This is a genomic window from Rhodococcus sp. 66b (assembly GCF_002076325.1).
Classification (GTDB): Bacteria; Actinomycetota; Actinomycetes; order Mycobacteriales; family Mycobacteriaceae; genus Rhodococcus_F; species Rhodococcus_F erythropolis.
The window spans coordinates 571,479-590,964 of the sequence record NZ_MUZB01000002.1; the positions used below are offsets into that span (position 1 = coordinate 571,479).

Consider the following 19,486-nt stretch of genomic DNA (forward strand, 5'->3'; position numbering starts at 1 on the left):
AACGCCCTGTTTCACCAGGTCGTAATCCTACTCGCTTCAGCGTGGTGCAGATCACTATTGGCTGGTGGGGGCGGTGATAGAGGCCGCACAATGCAGGAGTATCCGCTCGGAGCGAGTAGTATTTACTAGGCCGCGGTGCCTATTCAGGCGATTCGTGCCCTGATTCGGATCACACACTCGTGCAGCGGCCACCAGAAGAGCCGTGCGACTTGACTTTCGCGTGGCCGAATCAACTCAGCCAGGAGAGCCATCGCGTGACCACCACCAGCTTCCGTAACGTTGCCATCGTCGCACACGTCGACCACGGCAAGACCACCCTCGTCGACGCCATGCTTCGTCAGTCCGGCGCGTTCGAGGAGCGCGCCGAGCTGGTCGATCGCGTCATGGACTCCGGCGACCTAGAACGCGAGAAGGGCATCACGATCCTCGCGAAGAACACCTCGGTGCACAAGCGCAACGAGGATGGTTCGGTCACCGTCATCAACGTCATCGACACCCCGGGCCACGCCGATTTCGGTGGCGAGGTCGAGCGCGGTCTGTCCATGGTCGACGGCGTCGTCCTGCTCGTCGATGCGTCCGAGGGCCCGCTTCCGCAGACGCGTTTCGTGCTGCGTAAGGCACTTGCTGCCTCACTGCCCGTCATCTTGGTTGTCAACAAGACCGATCGTCCCGATGCTCGCATCGAAGAGGTTGTCTCCGAGGCTCAGGACTTGCTCCTGGACCTCGCGTCCGATCTCTCCGACGAGGCCGCCGAAGCCGCCGAGCTTGCGCTCGGGCTGCCGGTTCTCTACGCCTCCGGCCGCGAGGGCAAGGCTTCGACGGTGCAGCCCGAGAACGGTCAGGCTCCCGACGCCGAGGACCTCACCGCTCTGTTCCAGGTTCTGATGGAGTACGTCCCGGCCCCCAAGGGCACGGTCGACGCGCCGCTTCAGGCTCACGTCACCAACCTCGACGCGTCGGCATTCCTCGGTCGCCTCGCGCTGGTTCGCATCCACAACGGCGAGCTGCGCAAGGGCCAGACCGTGTCCTGGTGCCGCGAGGTCGACGGCGAGCCCGTCATCACCAAGACCAAGATCACCGAACTGCTCACCACCATCGGTGTCGAGCGTGTTCCCGCCGAGGTTGCGCTTGCCGGCGATATCTGCGCTGTTGCGGGTTTCCCGGACATCATGATCGGCGACACGCTCGCCGACCTCGACAACCCGGTTGCGCTGCCTCGCATCACTGTCGATCAGCCGGCTATCTCGGTCACGATCGGTACCAACACCTCACCGCTGGTCGGCCGCGTCAAGGGTCACAAGCTCACCTCGCGCATGGTCAAGGCTCGCCTGGACCAGGAGCTGGTCGGTAACGTCTCGCTCAAGGTCCTCGACATCGGACGTCCCGATGCGTGGGAGGTCCAGGGTCGTGGAGAGCTCGCGCTCGCCATCCTCGTCGAGCAGATGCGTCGCGAAGGCTTCGAACTGACCGTCGGAAAGCCGCAGGTGGTCACTCAGACTGTCGACGGTAAGATCCACGAGCCTTTCGAAGAGCTGACCATCGACAGCCCCGAGGAGTACCTCGGTGCCATCACTCAGCTTCTGGCCAACCGCAAGGGCAAGATGGTTCAGATGTCGAACCACGGTCAGGGCTGGGTTCGTATGGAGTTCATCGTTCCTTCGCGTGGTCTTATCGGCTTCCGTACGGAATTCCTCACGGATACCCGCGGAACCGGCATCGCCAACGCCGTCTTCGACGGGTACGGCCCCTGGGCCGGCGAGATTCGTGCACGCCACACCGGTTCTCTCGTGTCGGACCGTTCCGGCACAGTGACGCCGTTCGCCATGATCCAGCTGGCTGACCGCGGAACCTTCTTCGTCGAGCCCGGCGCGGACACCTACGAGGGTCACGTCGTCGGTATCAACCCCCGTCAGGAAGACCTCGACATCAACGTCACCCGCGAGAAGAAGCTGACCAACATGCGTCAGTCGTCCGCAGACGTGATGGAGACCCTCGCGAAGCCCATCAAGCTCGAGCTCGAAGCGGCCATGGAATTCTGCTCCGGCGACGAGTGCGTCGAGGTCACCCCCGAGGACGTCCGCGTCCGTAAGGTGCATCTCAATGCAACCGAGCGCGCTCGCGAGCGTTCGCGTAGCAAGTCTCGCGACAAGGCTGCTCTGTAGTCTTTCGTCGGTTACCACCTGACAGGCGGATGTGCCTTTCAGCCGAGTTTTCGGCGGAAAGGTACATTCGCCTTCATGGTTTCCGGGCGAAAGTTCTGCCCGGAAATCGAGTGCGAAGGGGCGACGCGGCCCCGTACGGAAGGAATTGTCTGTGGCCTCAGGACGTCGCTACCTGGCGTTGGCAGTGGCAGTGACGGCGTTGTCGCTGACTGCGTGTACGGCCGATCCGCCGCCTCCGGTCGAGAGCACCGAAACCGTCAAGCCCACACCGACTCCGGTTGTTCCGGCGATGAAGCAGGTCACCGTGGCGATCGACGAGGTAGGAGGCGGATTCAACCCGCACCTGCTCGCGGATCAGTCGCCGGTCAACTCCGCAGTCGGCAACCTCGTGTTGCCCAGTGCGTTTCGCCCGATCAATTCGCCGACGCAGCCTGGTGCGACGGAGTGGGCGATCGACGATTCTTTTCTCGTTTCGGCTGAAGTGACGTCAGAGGCTCCGTTCACTATTCGCTACCAACTGCGCAACGAAGCCCAATGGTCGGACGGCGCTCCCATTGCGGCAGAGGACTTTCGCTATCTCTGGCAGCAGATGATCTCGGTTCCCGGTGTGGTCAACCCCGCGGGCTATCAGATGATCGACGACGTGAACTCGTCCGGCGGTGGTAAGACGGTCAACGTCGTGATGCGTGCGCCGTATCCGGCGTGGCGAGAGTTGTTCACCGATATTCTTCCATCCCACCTGATCAAGGACACTCCCGGCGGATTCAGCACCGGTTTGAGTGAGGGGATTCCGGTGTCTGGAGCCCACTTTCACGTGCGCTCGGTCGACCGTGGTCGAGACGAAATCGTGCTGGAACGCAACGACCGATTCTGGGGCAAGCCTTCAGATCCGGATCAGATAGTTCTGCGACGCGGAGGAACGGCTTCGCAGTTGGCGGATGCACTGCGTACCGACGATGCTCAAGTGGCGCAAGTTCATTCGGGTAGTGCCACGGATATTCAGCTTTCTGCAATCCCGGGTGTCAGTACTGCATTCTCCTACGTTCCGCGCACTCTCGACATCAACGTCAATGGGCGCAGTAAGAACTTCGCGGACGTTCGGGTGCGTAAAGGTGTTCTGGGACTGCTCGATCCGGACCTGCTCGCCGTAGTGGCGGCCGGGAGTGAATCGGCGTCGGCCCCGGTGAAAGCTCAGATCCTCGCTCCGTCGGATCCGGGATATGCGCCAACCGCGCCGCCGAAACCGGCCAGAGAGCAGGCGCTCGGCGAGCTGACCGCAGCCGGCTACTTGACAGCACCGCCAACCGGAATCGTCACTGGCACTGGAACGGTCGGATCGATCGTCCGGGACGGCGCTCAGTTGACGCTGCTGATCGGCGCTCCCGAAAACGACGACATCGCGATCGCCGTGGCAAACACCGCTGCCGACGAATTGCGTGACGTGGGGATCCTGGCGACCGTCGAATCGGTGCCGCCGGAGGAGCTCTACGGCGAGGATCTGACTACAGGACGCGTCGACATGATCGTCGGTTGGAGCCGAGCAGGCGCTGACACCGCAACTTCGCTGGCCTCCCGGTTCAGTTGCCCGACAGCGCCTTCCACTCCTGCGACAGGTTCGGCGGTGCCCACACCCACGCCGTCGCAGTCTCCGGAGCCTGTCCGAACGACAAGCGTCGAGGCTCCGAGCAACCTGTCCGGGCTGTGTGATCCGGCGTTGCAAGGTCGGATCGACGAAGCGCTCAGTGGCATCGGCGATCTCGGGTCGTTGATCGCCGATGCGGAACCCAAGCTGTGGGATCTGGCGGCGGTTTTGCCAATCGTGCAGAGCCGAGCGCTGGTTGCAGTCGGGACCGGAGTCGAGGGCGTGGTCCTCGACGGGCCGGTGCAGGTGGGGATATTCGGAAACGCTACGGACTGGGTGAGGGTGGCAAAGTGACGGCGTCGGCGAAGCGACTTTTGTTGGTGCACGCACATCCGGACGACGAAACGATCACCACCGGTGGCACCATCGCGCGTTACGCGTCCGAAGGCGCCGACGTCACGGTCCTCACCTGCACGTTGGGGGAGGAAGGCGAAGTGATCGGTGACGCGTGGGCAGGGCTCGTGGCTGCCGAGGCCGATCAACTCGGGGGCTACCGGATCGCCGAATTGAGCGCTGCTTTGTCGGCTTTGGGCAGTGCCGCTCCTCGCTTCCTCGCCGGTGCCGGTCGTTATCGCGATTCCGGAATGATCGGCACACCTTCGGCCGCTAATCCCCGTGCTTTTGTCAATGCTCGACTCGACGAGGCAGTCGGCGCGGTGGTCGCCGTCATTCGTGAGATTCGGCCGCACGTCGTGATCACGTACGACCCCAACGGAGGCTACGGGCACCCGGATCACATCCAGGCACACGCGATCACGACAGCGGCCGTGGAAGCTGCAGCAACGACCGCATATCCCGAGGCCGGCGACCCGTGGTCGACTCCGAAGTTCTACTGGACCGTGACCGAGCGCAGCGGACTCGAACGCGGCATCGCTGCGATTTCCGAGTTCCCGGAGAACTGGCGTCTGCCCGAGCCCGGTGAATTGCCGAGCGTCGAGGACTCAGACGTGACGACGGCAATCGATGTTCGAGGCGTCATCGATGCGAAGGCGAGGGCATTGAGCGCCCACGCCACTCAGGTGACGGTAGCCCCGAGCGGAGCCGAGTTCGCGTTGTCGAACAACGTGGTCCAACCGATCCTGACGGTCGAGCATTTCGTCTTGGCCGCCGGTGCGCTCGGTCCGGTGGGTGAGGACGGTCGCGAGCGCGATCTGTTCGGCGGGCTGCACAGCTGACCTGGGCGTCGGCTCACAGGCATTGCGATCGACGCCGTAGTGGTGTGTGATGCGTGTCACCGGATGGGTGGTCCTTTCGGTAACAGCAAAGCCTGGGGGCTGAAGAAATGTACAACTGGGACCTGCAGAACCAGATCGTCGCCTTCGTCGATTCGTTGCGTCCGATGGCCGGTTACTACCACGACATGTATTACGGATCGCTCTACGCATTTGCAGATCAGCAAAGTCATCTGCTGACGCTGCTCGGGTTCCCGCCGGTTCCCTGATCGACTTCGTACTTTTCGGGCGCGAGCCGGGGTGCTTGTCGGGAGGGACCCCGCGCTCGCGCGTTGGCCGTCGATAGACCACTATCAAAACCATGATCACGGCCGAGAACAACACAGACGCTTCGACAGAAACGTCGCTGTCGTGGCTCGACCCCATCATCCTCGGTGTCCTGATTTTCGACGGTTTCTTGTGCGCGGTGTTGTCCGTCCTGTTCTTGCCGACTCATCTCGGTACGACGGCATTTCCGATCAGCATTCTCGTGGCAGCGACCGCGAACCTCGTATTGGTGATCGCCGCCCGCACGGTTACGACGCCGGGTATGGCCGCATTGCCGCTCGCCGGTTGGATCGTCGGGTTCTTGGTGTGCATGGTCGGAGGTCCAGGCGGCGACGTGCTGGTGCTCTCGTCCCCTCTGACGTTCTTACTGCTGGTCGGCGCAATCGCTCCGGCCGCGGTTTTCCTCTTCAAAGTAGCGATCAACAGGCTTGCCACCCTCAGTTCGCAATAGTTCTCGGCGCGCGCGTAGGAAAGTAACCCATCCATAAGGGACACTCAGCCTGTGGCTGAAGATGATCTGGCGGGCGCGACTATCGCCTTGACCGCAGAACGGCGTGTCGAAGAATTTGCGACGCTCCTCGAACGTCGAGGCGCGGAGATCGTGCGGACACCGGTGATCCATGTGCTGCCGTTGGTGGACGATCGCGACCTGCGCACTCAGACGTCCGCGTTGATTGCCGATCCGCCGGAATTGGTCGTGATCAGCACCGGAATCGGCTTTCGGGGTTGGCTCGACGCCGTCGCGTCGTGGGGTTTGACCGACGAGTTCCTCGGAGCTCTGGCCCGGACGCGCATCATCGCCCGCGGCCCCAAGGCGACGGGCGCCATCCGGGGCGCCGGACTGCGCGAGGAATGGTCGCCTTCGGGTGAGTCGTCCGAGGAAGTTCTGGCGCACCTCGGAAGCGAGGGAGTGGCAGGCTTACGCGTCGCAGTCCAGTTGCACGGCACCATCACCGAATGGGAGCCGTTGACGGACCTGAGCGCCTCCCTCGCCGACATCGGCGCGGTTGTCACCCCGGTGTCGGTCTATCGGTGGATCCGGCCGCCGGATCAGTCGCCAGTCCGCGCGTTGGTCGCTGCAGTTCGTTCCGGTGCAATCGACGCGCTGACCTTCACCAGTGCCCCCGCGGTGTCCTCGATGCTCAGCACGGCAAAAGAGATGGGCGAACTGGAGCGGTTCGTCGCAGCTATGCGCGGACCGGTACCGACCTACTGCGTCGGACCGGTGACGGCCGCCCCGCTGGAGTTGCTCGGCGTTCCGACCATCCAGCCGGAGCGATCGCGTCTCGGTTCGCTGGCGAGGCTCATCATCGACGACCTGCCCAAACGTCGCCACCGCCCGGAGTGACGGCTTCGATCAATGCCCACGCGTTCTCGGCGGGGAGATCGATCACCTCGTAGCTTCCGGTGCCTGCTGGCGTCGCGGCGATGACGGTTGCCACGCCTGCGCGTCGCTGGAAGAACGTCTCGCGCACTGTCCATCCGATGACACCTTCGGATTCGAGGCTGTGACGCTGGCGATCGAGCGAGCCGCTTCGGGTGATCAACCATCCCGGCAGGACTGCGTGGCCGAGGCCGTTGTATCGGTCGTAGGCGAGGGCAGCGCCAGCGATGGCGAGTACGGCGACCCCGAACCACGCGTAGATCGGTACATCCAGACCAGAAGCCGCGCACGCCACGCAGACCAGAAACGCCACAGTCGCGAGAAACAGTGCCCTGGTGTACCGGCGACGCCGCGCGGCCGGGCCGTGCGGGATCAGCGGGGCGGACGCCTGACGTGAATCACCGATCACGGTAGCCATCACTCGCTCGGCTTCCCTCCGTGGCCCCTGCGGGAGCAGCAGCGAAGATTCCTTCTTCTCCGCGCTGACCCCGGTCATGATGGCGTCGAGCCGCGCGCCGCGGGCCAATCGCAGTAGAAGCGGTTCCTTGAGCGTCGTGCCGCGGAGGCGGGCGCGGTCGAGTGTGGTTTGCCGAGTTTTCAACAGGCCGTGACTGACATGCAGGATGCGGCCGTTGTCGGTGAGTTTCATGTTGCCGAACGCGATCAGGTACTGGACGCAGGCGAGTGCACTCGACAGCACCAGCAGCACGACGAGTGCGATGACGACCATCAGCGCGATGCCGAGGCTCTCGAGTGAGTCGAAGCTGTCGCTTACTGCCGACGATTTCGCGACGGCAGTGCCGATGCCGTATTGGAACGAGATGCCGATGATCGCTGCGATGATGGCGATTCCGGTGAACGAAAATGGAGCGTAGCGAACCCAACTGGGCTCCCAGTGACCGATCTCGGTGTCGACCGGTTCGGCGATGTTCTCGACCGGTGTGCCCGGGGTTTCCAGTCGCCGTGCCTGTTGCGCGCCGGCCAACAGTGCGGCACGTAGGTCCGGAACCAGGGCAGTCGAAAGGGCATTGAGTTCGAACTTGTTCGAATCGTGGCCGATCCCGGCGCGCTGGCCGGTCCCGATGCGCACGATCGACAGCCCGAGCAGTCGGTGCATGACCCCGGCCTCGACGTCGACGGATCGGATGCGGCTACGCGGGACGGAGAGCAGCTTTTTCTGGAATACCCCGGTGCGCAGTTGAACGTGAACGGGCCCGATTCGGTACGTGGTGGTGAAGTACCGCAACAGACCGAAGACGACGAGCAGAGTGACGACGCCGAGTCCCCACCAGTGGTTTCCGGATTGGCTGCCGAGAACTACGGAGACGAGCAGGACCGGGAGCAGTTTGACGACTTCGTTGACGGGGTGGACCAGAAGCATGCGGCGGTCGAGGCGGAGCCATGGCTGTTCCTCCTCGGCTGCCTCGGCAGCTGCCGTTTCCGCCTCGACCGGTATTTCGATCGCGGTCGGGTCGCCTAACTGCTTCTCGTTCACGTTGCGTCTCCGACGTTGGTGCCCGCGATCTTCGTCAGTTGGGCCACTGTGCGGTCGGCGATTTCCTGGTCGAGCGCGGAGATCTTCACAGCCCCGGCCGATGACGCCGTAGTGACGGTCACGGTTGCCAGACCCAACATGCGGTCGATCGGTCCGCGCTCGGTGTCCACGGTCTGCACGCGCGATATCGGTGCGATCCGTCGTTCCTGGGTGAACCAACCCGTGCGTGTGTACACCGCAGTGTCACTGATTTCCCATCTGTGGACGCGATACCGCCACGCCGGAACCATCAGAATGTAGGTGGCCGCGAACAGGACGGTGACTGCGAAGACCAGGCCCACCACCCAGGACGGGATTCCGGGTATCAAGACGGCACAGACGATTTCGGCGACGATGACGGGTACCCAGAACAGCGAGGCAGTGATTGCCCACAGCCTCGGGGCTTTGGCGCTGGGTCGCCATAACGGGTCGGCCATGGTCAGCGGTTGCGGGGCAGTCATGGGCACTACTTTGGTCGAGTGAGGGGCGATCTGTCGACATCGGCCCTATCGTGGAGTGTGGCGACTGCGAAGGGAGCACGTGATGACCGAACAAGATGCGACATTCGACCCGGAGGCTCCGGAATCAGATGCGCTCGAACAATCGACACCCGTAGATCCGAACGCCCCCGAAGAACCCGATCTGACCGACATTCCACTCGACGCGCCAGTGGCTGACGTGGTGGATCAACGAGTCGAGGTCGCGGTCGACGACGACTACCGGCCGTCGTGATCGAGGCCGTGTCGGGGCGGTAAGGCCTCCTACTTCTGGCACCGGGTGGCACTAGTCGTCCCACATGGCGCATGATCGCTAGGTGAACCGAACTGGTGATGACTCCGGCAAACCCACCATGCTTCCGATGCCAGGTATTTCCGCGTCCGCCTCGTCCAGTCCGTCGCCCGGCCCGTCAGCGTCGGCGATGCGGCGAGTTCTCCGTCGCGCACGCGATGGAGCGACCCTGAACGTCGACGAGGCGGCAACGCTGCTGCAGGCGCGGGGAACCGATCTGACCGATCTGTGTTCCTCGGCAGCCAAGGTTCGCGATGCGGGTCTGCTGGCAGCGGGTCGGCCGAACACCGTGACGTATTCGCGGAAGGTTTTCATTCCGCTGACCCGTCTGTGCCAGGACAAGTGCCACTACTGCACGTTCGTCACGGTGCCCGGGAAACTGCGTGCCGCTGGGCACGGCATGTTCCTGGAGCCGGATGAGGTTTTGGACATCGCTCGGGCAGGCGCCGAATTGGGCTGCAAGGAAGCGTTGTTCACGCTGGGTGATCGCCCCGAGGCTCGCTGGCCGGAAGCAAAGCAGTGGCTGGACGAACGCGGCTACGACTCCACCCTCGACTACGTGCGGGCGATGTCGATCCGGGTACTCGAGGAGACCGGACTGCTCCCGCACCTCAATCCCGGTGTGATGAGCTGGCAGGAACTCTCGCGGCTCAAGCCCGTTGCTCCGTCGATGGGCATGATGCTCGAGACGACCGCAACCCGCCTGTTCACCGACAAGGGCGAATGCCACTACGGCAGCCCGGACAAGGACCCGGCGGTTCGGCTACGCACCCTGACCGACGCAGGCCGACTGAACATCCCGTTCACCACGGGAATTCTTGTGGGCATCGGGGAGAACTTCCTCGAGCGTGCCGAATCGATCATGGCGATACGCAAGTCGCAGAAGGCGTTCGGGCACATCCAGGAAGTGATCATCCAGAACTTCCTGGCCAAACCTGATACCGCGATGCGCGATACCCCTGATGCAGGACTCGACGAGTTTCTCGCGGCCATCGCCGTCGCACGCCTGCTGCTCGGGCCGACGATGCGGATTCAGAGTCCGCCGAATCTCGTCTCGAACAGCGAGTGCCTCGCGCTGCTCGGCGCCGGTGTGGACGACTGGGGCGGGGTATCACCGTTGACCCCCGATCACGTCAACCCGGAGCGTCCGTGGCCGAATCTCGAGACCTTGGCGGAGATCAGCACCGAAGGCGGCTTCACCCTGACCGAACGGACTGCGGCTCAGCCGGCATATGTCCTGGCCGGGGCTCCGTGGATCGATCCGCGCATTGCGGGCCACGTGCAGGCACTGGCGGACCCCAAAACCGGCCTCGCCCGGCCCGACACCAAGCCTGTGGGTCGACCGTGGCAGGAACCGGACGAGTCGTGGGAATCGAGCGGACGCGTCGATCTCAATACCGAGATCGACACGGACGGGCGCAACACCGAGACCCGCAGTGACCTGGGCAGTGCATTCGGCGACTGGGAGACCGTGCGCGAACAGGTCCTCGAGCTGAGTGCTCCGATTCGCGTCGACACCGATCTGCTGGCTGCGCTGCGCAGTGCCGAACGCGACCCGGCCGGATGCTCCGACGACGAGTACCTGGCCCTTGCCACGGCGGAGGGACCGGGCCTGGAAGCTGTTGTGGCACTGGCGGATGCGCTACGCAAGGATGCCGTCGGCGAGGACGTCACCTACGTGGTGAACCGGAACATCAACTTCACCAACATTTGCTACACGGGCTGCCGGTTCTGTGCATTTGCGCAGCGCAAGGGCGACGCCGACGCGTTCACGCTGTCGGCAGAGCAGGTCGCCGACCGTGCGTGGGAAGCGCACGTCGCCGGCGCGACCGAGGTGTGCATGCAGGGCGGTATCGATCCGGAACTTCCCGTCACCGGTTACGCCGACCTGGTCCGGGCCGTCAAGAAGCGCGTGCCGTCGATGCACGTCCACGCGTTCTCGCCGATGGAGATCGTCAACGGTGCATCGCGCAGCGGTGAAAGCATCAGGGATTGGCTGACTGCGCTGCGTGAGGCGGGCCTGGACACCATTCCCGGTACGGCAGCGGAGATCCTCGACGACGAGGTGCGTTGGATCCTCACCAAGGGCAAACTGCCGACGGCGGAGTGGATCGAAGTGGTCACCACGGCGCACGAGGTGGGGCTGCGGTCGAGTTCGACGATGATGTACGGGCATGTCGATCAGCCGCACCACTGGGTCGGGCACCTGAATGTTCTTCGCGGAATTCAGGACCGTACAGGAGGATTCACGGAGTTCGTGCTGCTGCCGTTCGTTCACCAGAGCGCGCCGCTGTACCTGGCGGGCGCTTCACGGCCAGGGCCGACCAACCGGGACAACCGCGCTGCGCATGCACTGGCACGCATCATGCTGCACGGTCGTATCCCCAACATCCAGACCAGCTGGGTCAAGCTCGGGATCACCGGAACGCAGATGATGCTCAACGGCGGAGCCAACGACCTCGGCGGAACGCTGATGGAGGAGACGATCTCGCGGATGGCAGGCTCCGAACACGGGTCCGAGAAGACCGTCGCAGAACTGCGCGCCATCGCCGAGGGAATCGGACGTCCGGCGCGCGAACGAACCACCACACATGCACGACGCGAAGGAGCGATTGCCTGATGGCTGACGTACTGGGGGACCGCAAGGTCGTCGAGGTTCTCGATCGAGCGGTTTGGGGGATCAACCCGGTTCTCGATCTCGCCTACAGTGATCCGCTCGGTATCAAGCGTCGGACCTTCGAGCCGACCGATCCCGAGCGAAATGCCGCAGCGATGGTGTTGGACGCGGCGGCCTGGGTCCTCGACGTCGTCAAGTTCCCCGGGACGGCGGCGTGGTCGGTGATGACCGACGAGCAGCGCTCGAAGTGGTGGACGACCCGGTTGGGTGCACTCAACACCGTTGCCGTCGCGTTCCCCGGCATCTTCGGCGTCCTCCTCAATCGGCTGCCGATCCAGGACCTCTTGGCATTCGCGAATCAGGCCGTTGTGCTCGTTGCGGTTGCCCGTGAACACGGAGTGACGGAGCGGGATCAGCAGGTGGACCTCCTGGCGTCGGTGCTGTGCCGGCGTGAGACCACGTCCCGAGATCTGCTCGCCGGTGAGGATTTCGCCGAAAAGTCGGTCAGCGGCACCGACGAGACCTGGCGCCCCTTCGCGCTCATCGGCACCTTGTGGCGCACGTCCAAGACTTTTCGTGCCATCACGGACGAGCTGCACAAGCGGCCGTCGCGGACAAAACCGTACGAGATTTTCGGCAAGATTCCGGTGGTCGGCGTCGTGGCGGATTATCTCGGTGAGCGCGGCGCTTTGGTCCGCGCGGCTGCCGCGGGGGAGAAGTGGATCGCGATTCGGTCGAGGAACATCACCGCAGTAGGCTGAAATGTGTTACCCCCGCCTGCTCAGAGTCGGTTGGCAGGGGGATAATAGGCTGTTCCCGCGGTACGTGAGAGTCGTATCGGATTTTCGGCCCCTTGCAACTGCGTGTTGCGGCGGCGATGCACGACAGGAAGGCAGGGAGATCGGCAGTGACCTACACGATTGCTGAACCGTGTGTAGATGTGATGGACAAGGCGTGCATCGAAGAATGCCCTGTCGACTGCATCTACGAGGGTGGACGCATGCTTTACATCCACCCCGACGAGTGTGTCGACTGCGGCGCGTGTGAGCCTGTCTGTCCCGTCGAAGCCATCTTCTACGAAGACGACGTCCCGGACCAGTGGAACGCGTACATCAGCACCAACGTCGATTTCTTCGACGATCTCGGTTCTCCGGGTGGAGCGGCCAAGCTCGGCAAGGTCGACTACGACACGCCGTTCATCAAGGCGCTGCCTCCCATGGGTGAGGAATAGAGATCTTGTCTCGTACTCCGGTGGCCGCTGGGCTTCCTGATTTTCCGTGGGATTCGCTCGCCGACGTCACGGCGAAGGCGCACTCTCATCCCGACGGCATCGTGAACCTGTCCGTGGGAACGCCGGTTGATCCCGTTGATCCGGTGATACAGGAGGCTTTGTCCTCTGTTGCCGAGATACCCGGATATCCGACGACGCACGGCACGCTCGCACTTCGCGAGGCCGTAGCGGAGTCACTCGATCGCCGTTACAACATTCCCGACGTCGATCCGGCAGCGGTCCTGCCGGCGATCGGCACGAAGGAAATGATCGCGTGGCTGCCGACATTGCTAGGTCTCGGAGCCGACGATCTGGTGGTCATTCCGGAGTTGGCATACCCGACGTACGAGGTCGCGGCGAAGCTGGCAGGCGCTCGCGTCCTGCGCGCCGACGGCTTGAACAAGCTCGGTCCCGAGTCGGCGGCGATGATCTTCGTGAACTCGCCGTCGAACCCCACCGGCAAAGTGCTCGGCCTCGAGCACTTGCAGAAGGTCGTGGCCTGGGCGCGCGAGCGGGGCGCGATCGTCGTCTCCGACGAGTGCTACCTCGGATTGACGTGGGAAGCGGATGCGCTCTCCATTCTCGATCCCCGGGTCAACGACGGCGATCTGACCGGTTTGCTTGCGGTCCACTCGCTTTCGAAGACGTCCAATCTCGCGAGCTATCGCGCCGGGTTCGTCACCGGTGATCCGGCTCTGGTGTCGGAACTGCTCGAGGTGCGAAAGCACGCGGGCATGATCCTGCCGCTGCCGATCCAGGCGGCGATGACCGCAGCTTTGGGCGACGACCAACACGAGAACATCCAGCGCGAGCGGTACCGCGAGCGTCGCAGCGTGTTGATCGAAGCTGTTCGAGGCGCCGGATTCACCGTCGACAATTCCGAGGCGGGTCTATACCTCTGGGCGACGCGCGGCGAGGAATGTCGAGCGACGGTCAGTTGGTTCGCCGATCGTGGGATCCTCGTTGCCCCCGGTGAGTTCTACGGACCGAGCGGGAGCAAGCACGTGCGAATCGCGCTCACTGCAACAGACGAACGAATCGCCGCGGCAGCAAAGCGCCTCTCCGCCTGAACCGTGTGCTTTCCCAGGTGTCAGGTTCCCTGATGTCGGTATCGGTCCGATGTAAGGTCGCGCTGTGACCACCTCAGGGACCGGCGGCTTGGACGCGGTACTGATTTTTGCTGTCGTTGTCGCCTCGGTTGCACTGATGCTCGTGTGGTTGAAAAGTCGTCGAGTTTTCGGAGAATTCCCACTCTCGGCAGCTCTCCTCTGGCTGATGGTTGCAGTGCCGTCCATCCTGCAGGCGCTGATACCAGGACTACTCGAGATGTTTCGTCGTGATCCCGCGTTGATTCGCGACGGTCAATGGTGGCGCATTCTGACCTCCGTGCTCGTCCAGGACGGAGGGGTCGCAGGAACCGTCACCAATCTCGTGACGCTGGCCGTGGTTGCACCGCCTGCGTTTCGGCTCTGGGGCGCCGCACGCGGCTGGGCTCTCTTCCTGCTCGGTCAACTGTTGTTCGGTTTGCTCACCACCGCAGTCTTTCCGTCGACCGGCGCAGGTAACTCCGGTGCCACACTTGCTCTGGCAGCGGCGGCCGCGGGGATCGGTGTTCTGGTGCGCCCGCGAATGCCTGAGATCGTTCTGACGGCCGTGATTGTCGTCGGCGGCGCAACCCTGGTGACGGTCGACGACGCGCACGGATTCGCCGTTCTTTCCGGGGCGCTTTTGGGGGCGGCGCTGGTGACGCTGTTCCCTCCGCACTCGATAGACGCGCGTCGGGCGGGAGAAAGTTTGCGACCATCGGCCCTGTGAGATGCTGTCGTGGTGCTGCTGAGATCACTGAACCCCCTTGCTGTCGCCCGCGGTGACGACCTCGACGACGCCGTGGCGATCGGTGACACGGTTCTCTCGCGGAGTGCCATTCTCGGTGCCGCGACCTCGGTCGCGGAACGAGTGGCGCAGGCCGATCGGGTTGCCGTATTGGCAACTCCCACAGCAAAAACGATCCTCGCCGTCGTCGGGGCATTGATTGCCGGTGTCACCGTTGTGCCGGTCCCGCCGGACTCGGGGAAGGCTGAGCGGGAGCACATTCTGCGTGACTCCGGTGCTCAAGCGTGGCTCGGTGAAACGGACGACCACTGTGACACTCTGCCGGTAGTTCCCGTCCGGTTGCACGCTCGGTCGTGGCACAGCTATCCCGAACCGGCACCGCAGTCCACAGCATTCGTCCTGTACACGTCCGGAACCACTGGCCCACCGAAGGGCGTTCTGCTCAGTCGCTCGGCCATCGCAGCCGGGATCGACGCGCTCGCCGAGGCCTGGGACTGGACGTGGCGAGACACGCTCGTGCACGGGCTTCCGCTCTTCCACGTGCACGGACTGATCCTCGGAATCCTCGGCCCCCTCCGGATCGGCAGCCGGGTGATCCACACCGTCAAGCCGACGCCGGAAAACTACGCCCGGGCGAAAGGCTCCCTCTACTTCGGTGTTCCCACCGTCTGGTCGCGTATCGCCGAAGACGAAGAAGCTGCCCGCGCGTTGTCCGGTGCCCGACTTCTGGTTTCCGGTAGTGCGCCGCTTCCTGTGCCTGTCTTCGAAAAGCTACGGGACCGAACAGGATTGACGCCCATCGAGCGTTACGGCATGAGTGAGACGATGCTGACTTTGAGCACACGTTTCGACGGCGAGCGACGCCCAGGGTGGGTCGGCGTGCCGCTGCGCGGAGTCGAGACTCGTCTTCGTGACGAGAAGGGCAACGACGTGCCACACGACGGCGAGAGTATCGGCGGTCTACAGGTACGTGGGCCGATGCTTTTCGACGGCTACTTGAACCGTCCAGACGCAACCGCCGAGTCCTGGACGGAGGACGGCTACTTCAAGACCGGTGATGTCGCCGTCATCGACGAGGGTGGGTTCCACCGAATCGTCGGCCGCGAATCCATCGACTTGATCAAAACCGGTGGATTCAGAGTCGGCGCCGGCGAGATCGAGACCGCCATCCTCGGGCACCCTTCGGTGTCCGAAGTTGCGGTGATCGGTGTCCCCGACGCCGATCTGGGTCAGCGGATCATCGCCGTCGTAGTCCGTAAGCCCGGGAGCCCCGAGGTCACCGAAGCTGAATTGGTCGAGTTGGTCGGGGCTGAGTTGTCGGCGCACAAGCGTCCCCGTGAGGTTCGCTTCGCCGAGACTCTGCCGCGTAACGCGATGGGCAAGGTCCAGAAGCGCGAGCTCTTCTGAGAAGAGTGGTTTGCTGAAAAGTCGCTGTGACGCTTGAAGGTTCGTGACTTCGGTCGGACTGTCCCGGAATATGGGCTCGTCGGTTCTCCGACGATTCAGCGCTAGTTGGAATTTCTGTGTTCTTGGCTACACTACCGCCCGGTAGGGATAGCTCCAGTCGCACGCATGCCGTCGGTATGTCCTAGTGCGAGTGGCCTCGGAAGGGCAGATTTCATGGCGGGCGGACGGCATTCGAGTCCTGACAGCGGGCGATCGATCGGGTTCTACGCAGTGGGTGGGTTGGTTGCCGTCGCGGTAGTCGCTACCGGGGTGGTGGTCTTCAAGGCAACACAGTCCGATTCCTGCGAGAGCGTCGACGAGTACTCGCTGGCAGCAGATCCTGCGATCGCGCCTGCAGTCACGGAGATCCTCGCAGAATCGTCGCCGGAGCAGACAGGCTGTTCACGGATCACGGTCACCTCTGCGTTGCCAGGCGACGTAGCGGGAACCTTGGGCAAGGGCGTGGACGCACCGGACATGTGGATACCGGATTCGACAGCGTGGGTTGGCAAAGCTGCACTGACGGCCAAGGGACCGGTCGCTGCCGCCGGCGGTTCGATCGCCACCTCGCCTGTCGTCCTCGCGTCCGGCGGTGGCGAGCAGTTTGCCAGTTGGCTCACGGCGCTTCAGGTTCCCGATCTCGCGCTGGGCAATCCGTTGTTCACCGGGGTTGCGTCGGCGCCCATTCTCGGAGCCCTTGCGGAGACCGGGGCCACCTCCGAATCGGTTCGAGCGGCACTCGTACCCCATGCCCAAGCAGAGAGCGTTCGTACCGAAGATCAGCCGGTAGGGCAGAAGATGCTCACCGAATTGGTCAGCTCCGGGAAGGTCGGTGTTTCGACCGAGCAGCAGGTAGTCGAGTTCACGAAAGCCGAGTCGAAGATTTCCGCGACAGTACCGGCGACGGGAACCATGATCATGGATTACCCCCTGGTGGTCAGTGCCTCGGCACCGGATCGGCACTACGCGGCAGCGAAGAAGAGTGACGCCATCGCCGACCTGTTGCACAGTGAATCTGCTCAGGAAGTGCTGACACGCAGCGGTTTCCGTACTTCCGGCGGTGGAGCTGTCGAAGGTGGAGTTGGTGACGTGACGGCCTTGACGGTCTCCGAACAGTCGGTGGCCGATCAAACGCTGGGCGCTTGGGCTCTGATGGCCAAGCCGATCCGGACACTCGTTGCGATCGACGTGTCTGCGTCGATGGACTACCCGGCAGCAGGCGGCAAGACGCGCATGCAGTTGACCACTGCTGCCGCTCTCGCCGGCAATCAGGTCTTCCCGGACAGTGTCGCTGCCGGTCTCTGGGCGTTCTCCCAAGGTATGAACGGAACCCAGGACTTTCAGGAATTAGTGCCGATCAGGCGCTACGACACCATCGTCGACGGCATGACTCAGCGAAAGTTGATGGCTGATCAGGCGAACCGTCTCACCGAACTCAAGCGTGGCGCCACCGGTTTGTATGACACGACTCTGGCCGCCTTCCGTAAGGTGCAGGAATCGTACGATCCGCGAGCGGTCAACAGCGTCATCATCTTGACCGACGGTGCCAACGAAGATCCCGACAGCATCAGCCGTGAACAGCTGCTCGATGTTCTTGCACGCGAGCAGGATCCGGCGCGTCCGGTCATCATCGTCACCATCGGCATCACCGATGACGCCGATGCGGCGGCACTCGCCGATATCTCCCGCGTGACGGGCGGTTCGACGTACATCGCTCGAGACCCCTCGGAGATTTCCGAGGTGTTTGTGAACGCACTGGCTCACCGAGGATCGTGAGCCACGCCGAGGACCTCAGGCCGCGTCGGGACCGGCCCAGGGCGTCGGAAGTGGCGGAGCCTCAGACGAATATCGGTGCCCGGTAGGTGTCGTCGTGGTGAAGGTGTGCCGGGTACCTGGTACAGGTTCGGCAGACCAGTCCGAGCCCTGTTTCGCGTAGTTGCATGCCGCGCACAACCCGGCACCGTTGGCTGCGCTGGTGAGGCCACCCCTCGAGTGATCGCGAATGTGGTCGCGGTGGCGAACCGGCGCGTCGCACCACGGAGTGCGGCAGCTTCGATCCCGAAGTTCGATCAATCGTGCCAACCCCTTCGGGAAGGTTCTCGCGGTGGATTCCATTGCGGTCAGTGCGCCCGTATCGGGGCGTGCGTAGAGCTTTCGAACCGTTGTCATGGTTTCGGAGTCCTCGCCGGACAAGGTGATCCATTCACGTGCGATGGCTGCTGGAACAGGTCCGTACCCGTGGACGTGGGCAGGGTCGGAACCGTCGCCGAGTAGTGACTGGTCGGAGACAATCAGATTCACCGTGACGGGTGTCGGTGTGGCGCGGCCGATTCCGGTGACCCGCTCCACCAGGAGATCAGCCATGATCTGAGCTCGCGTGCGCTCGTCCCCGCCGGCAAGTACGGAATCTGCATCGCGGCCGAGCGTGGCATATACGGCGGTACCCGCGGCAGCGGGAAGTAGGACATTGAGCCAGCACATCGTGTCGGGCGCAGGCCGAGACGTCACACGTCTGTCTCGTACGGCGTTGCGTGCTCGTCTGGCAACACTGTCGGCGTCTATTTCCGCAGTGCGTGCGCGGATTCTTTCTGTCAGTTGGTGGGTGCCACATCCGTCCAAGATCGCAGCGTCGCAGCAGAACTCGCGATCCAATGCAGCGCGATCCTGGACTGTGAGACACGCAGTTTCACGCATGAGAATTGTCGCTTGATGCTCACTGATGGAGCCACGGACGAGTAGTCGAAGTGTGTGCGGCATCTCGTCTTTCAGTGCGCGGGCAAGGTTGAGATGCTGAGTTCCGAACCATGCCGACTCTCGCCGTGCGAGGGCAATCTGTGCGTTGACTCCACGGCCCTGGTACGAACGCGGAACTCCCCGTTCGCCGCGGTCCTTGCGGGTTACCGTGTCGAGATCGGCAGCCAGCAATGCCTGGGCCCCAGCGCAACTGGCCTTCAGCTCTTCCAGTGCGCGTAGTAGATCCACGCGAGCTGCGTTGTCGATGGAACGATCCATGCTGACGAGTGACGCTCGGAATTGTCCGATCGTCTCTTCGGATATCGTCTGTTTGGATATCGCCTGTTCAGATACTTTCGTCGTCACTTTTACCCCCCGGTAGTGTCGAACATACATTCGATACTAGCGCCGACGGTGAACGCACGCAACGGCTTTCTCTGTTGGCGTCCGAAAGTTCCGACAGTTCGGTTTTCATGGTTGACTGGTCCTCATGATCGAGTTGAGGGGATTGACCAAGGTTTACGGACCGACGAAAGCGGTGGACGATTTGTCGTTCACGGTCAAGCCGGGCATCGTG

The 19,486-nt window shown here is 63.3% G+C and carries 17 protein-coding genes; 14 read left to right on the plus strand and 3 right to left on the minus strand.

Going from position 1 to position 19,486, the window contains the following annotated elements:
* The first annotated feature begins 254 nt into the window (after positions 1–254).
* The 6 genes from typA (at position 255) to B0E55_RS05720 (ending at position 6,651) form a co-directional block, all read left to right on the plus strand.
* Positions 255–2,162 carry a translational GTPase TypA gene (typA, locus tag B0E55_RS05700; RefSeq protein WP_019744525.1) on the plus strand — a complete coding sequence of 636 codons (1,908 nt, stop codon included), beginning with the start codon at positions 255–257 and terminating at the stop codon, positions 2,160–2,162.
* 151 nt (positions 2,163–2,313) lie between these two features.
* Positions 2,314–4,098, plus strand: coding sequence for an ABC transporter family substrate-binding protein (locus tag B0E55_RS05705; protein WP_021345014.1), 1,785 nt, complete (start codon positions 2,314–2,316; stop codon positions 4,096–4,098).
* Positions 4,095–4,979 carry an N-acetyl-1-D-myo-inositol-2-amino-2-deoxy-alpha-D-glucopyranoside deacetylase gene (gene mshB / locus B0E55_RS05710; RefSeq protein WP_080909246.1) on the plus strand — a complete coding sequence of 295 codons (885 nt, stop codon included), beginning with the start codon at positions 4,095–4,097 and terminating at the stop codon, positions 4,977–4,979. Before B0E55_RS05705 ends, mshB begins: the two co-directional genes overlap by 4 nt.
* A gap of 107 nt (positions 4,980–5,086) precedes the next feature.
* Positions 5,087–5,245, plus strand: coding sequence for a hypothetical protein (locus B0E55_RS31865; protein WP_019744522.1), 159 nt, complete (start codon positions 5,087–5,089; stop codon positions 5,243–5,245).
* Between the two features lie 92 nt (positions 5,246–5,337).
* Positions 5,338–5,754, plus strand: a complete 417-nt coding sequence (locus B0E55_RS05715; protein WP_019744521.1) for a hypothetical protein — start codon at positions 5,338–5,340, stop codon at positions 5,752–5,754.
* Positions 5,755–5,805: 51 nt separating this feature from the next.
* Entirely contained in the window at positions 5,806–6,651 is an 846-nt protein-coding gene (locus tag B0E55_RS05720) for a uroporphyrinogen-III synthase (RefSeq protein ID WP_019744520.1), read from the plus strand.
* Here B0E55_RS05720 and B0E55_RS05725 read toward each other — a convergent pair.
* Together B0E55_RS05725 and B0E55_RS05730 are read right to left on the minus strand one after the other, a co-directional pair.
* Entirely contained in the window at positions 6,611–8,182 is a 1,572-nt protein-coding gene (locus tag B0E55_RS05725) for a PH domain-containing protein (RefSeq protein WP_021345012.1), read from the minus strand. The genes B0E55_RS05720 and B0E55_RS05725 overlap by 41 nt on opposite strands.
* Positions 8,179–8,682: a PH domain-containing protein gene (locus tag B0E55_RS05730; RefSeq protein ID WP_021345011.1), complete on the minus strand. Its 504-nt coding sequence runs from the start codon at positions 8,680–8,682 to the stop codon at positions 8,179–8,181. The genes B0E55_RS05725 and B0E55_RS05730 overlap by 4 nt, the downstream gene beginning before the upstream one ends.
* Positions 8,683–8,764: 82 nt before the next feature.
* Between B0E55_RS05730 and B0E55_RS05735 the strand changes: the two genes are divergently transcribed.
* The 8 genes from B0E55_RS05735 to B0E55_RS05770 all read left to right on the plus strand — a co-directional run bounded on the left by B0E55_RS05735 (position 8,765) and on the right by B0E55_RS05770 (position 17,952).
* Positions 8,765–8,953, plus strand: coding sequence for a hypothetical protein (locus tag B0E55_RS05735; RefSeq protein ID WP_003945217.1), 189 nt, complete (start codon positions 8,765–8,767; stop codon positions 8,951–8,953).
* 118 nt (positions 8,954–9,071) lie between these two features.
* Positions 9,072–11,630, plus strand: coding sequence for a bifunctional FO biosynthesis protein CofGH (locus B0E55_RS05740; RefSeq protein WP_046378911.1), 2,559 nt, complete (start codon positions 9,072–9,074; stop codon positions 11,628–11,630).
* Positions 11,630–12,388, plus strand: a complete 759-nt coding sequence (locus tag B0E55_RS05745; protein WP_069146329.1) for a hypothetical protein — start codon at positions 11,630–11,632, stop codon at positions 12,386–12,388. The genes B0E55_RS05740 and B0E55_RS05745 overlap by 1 nt, the downstream gene beginning before the upstream one ends.
* Positions 12,389–12,534: 146 nt before the next feature.
* The gene (gene fdxA, locus B0E55_RS05750) at positions 12,535–12,858 is read left to right on the plus strand and encodes a ferredoxin (protein ID WP_003945248.1); all 324 of its coding nucleotides are present in this window, start codon (positions 12,535–12,537) and stop codon (positions 12,856–12,858) included.
* A gap of 5 nt (positions 12,859–12,863) precedes the next feature.
* On the plus strand, positions 12,864–13,967 hold the full coding sequence (gene dapC, locus B0E55_RS05755; protein WP_021332787.1) for a succinyldiaminopimelate transaminase: 1,104 nt from the start codon (positions 12,864–12,866) through the stop codon (positions 13,965–13,967).
* 64 nt (positions 13,968–14,031) lie between these two features.
* Entirely contained in the window at positions 14,032–14,712 is a 681-nt protein-coding gene (locus tag B0E55_RS05760) for a rhomboid family intramembrane serine protease (RefSeq protein ID WP_021332788.1), read from the plus strand.
* Between the two features lie 12 nt (positions 14,713–14,724).
* Positions 14,725–16,137, plus strand: coding sequence for an acyl-CoA synthetase (locus B0E55_RS05765; RefSeq protein ID WP_024487313.1), 1,413 nt, complete (start codon positions 14,725–14,727; stop codon positions 16,135–16,137).
* A gap of 213 nt (positions 16,138–16,350) precedes the next feature.
* Positions 16,351–17,952: a substrate-binding and VWA domain-containing protein gene (locus tag B0E55_RS05770; RefSeq protein ID WP_070385335.1), complete on the plus strand. Its 1,602-nt coding sequence runs from the start codon at positions 16,351–16,353 to the stop codon at positions 17,950–17,952.
* A 15-nt stretch (positions 17,953–17,967) separates the two neighbouring features.
* Here B0E55_RS05770 and B0E55_RS05775 read toward each other — a convergent pair whose 3' ends face one another.
* On the minus strand, positions 17,968–19,188 hold the full coding sequence (locus B0E55_RS05775; protein WP_241896016.1) for an HNH endonuclease: 1,221 nt from the start codon (positions 19,186–19,188) through the stop codon (positions 17,968–17,970).
* Between the last annotated feature and the right edge of the window lie 298 nt (positions 19,189–19,486).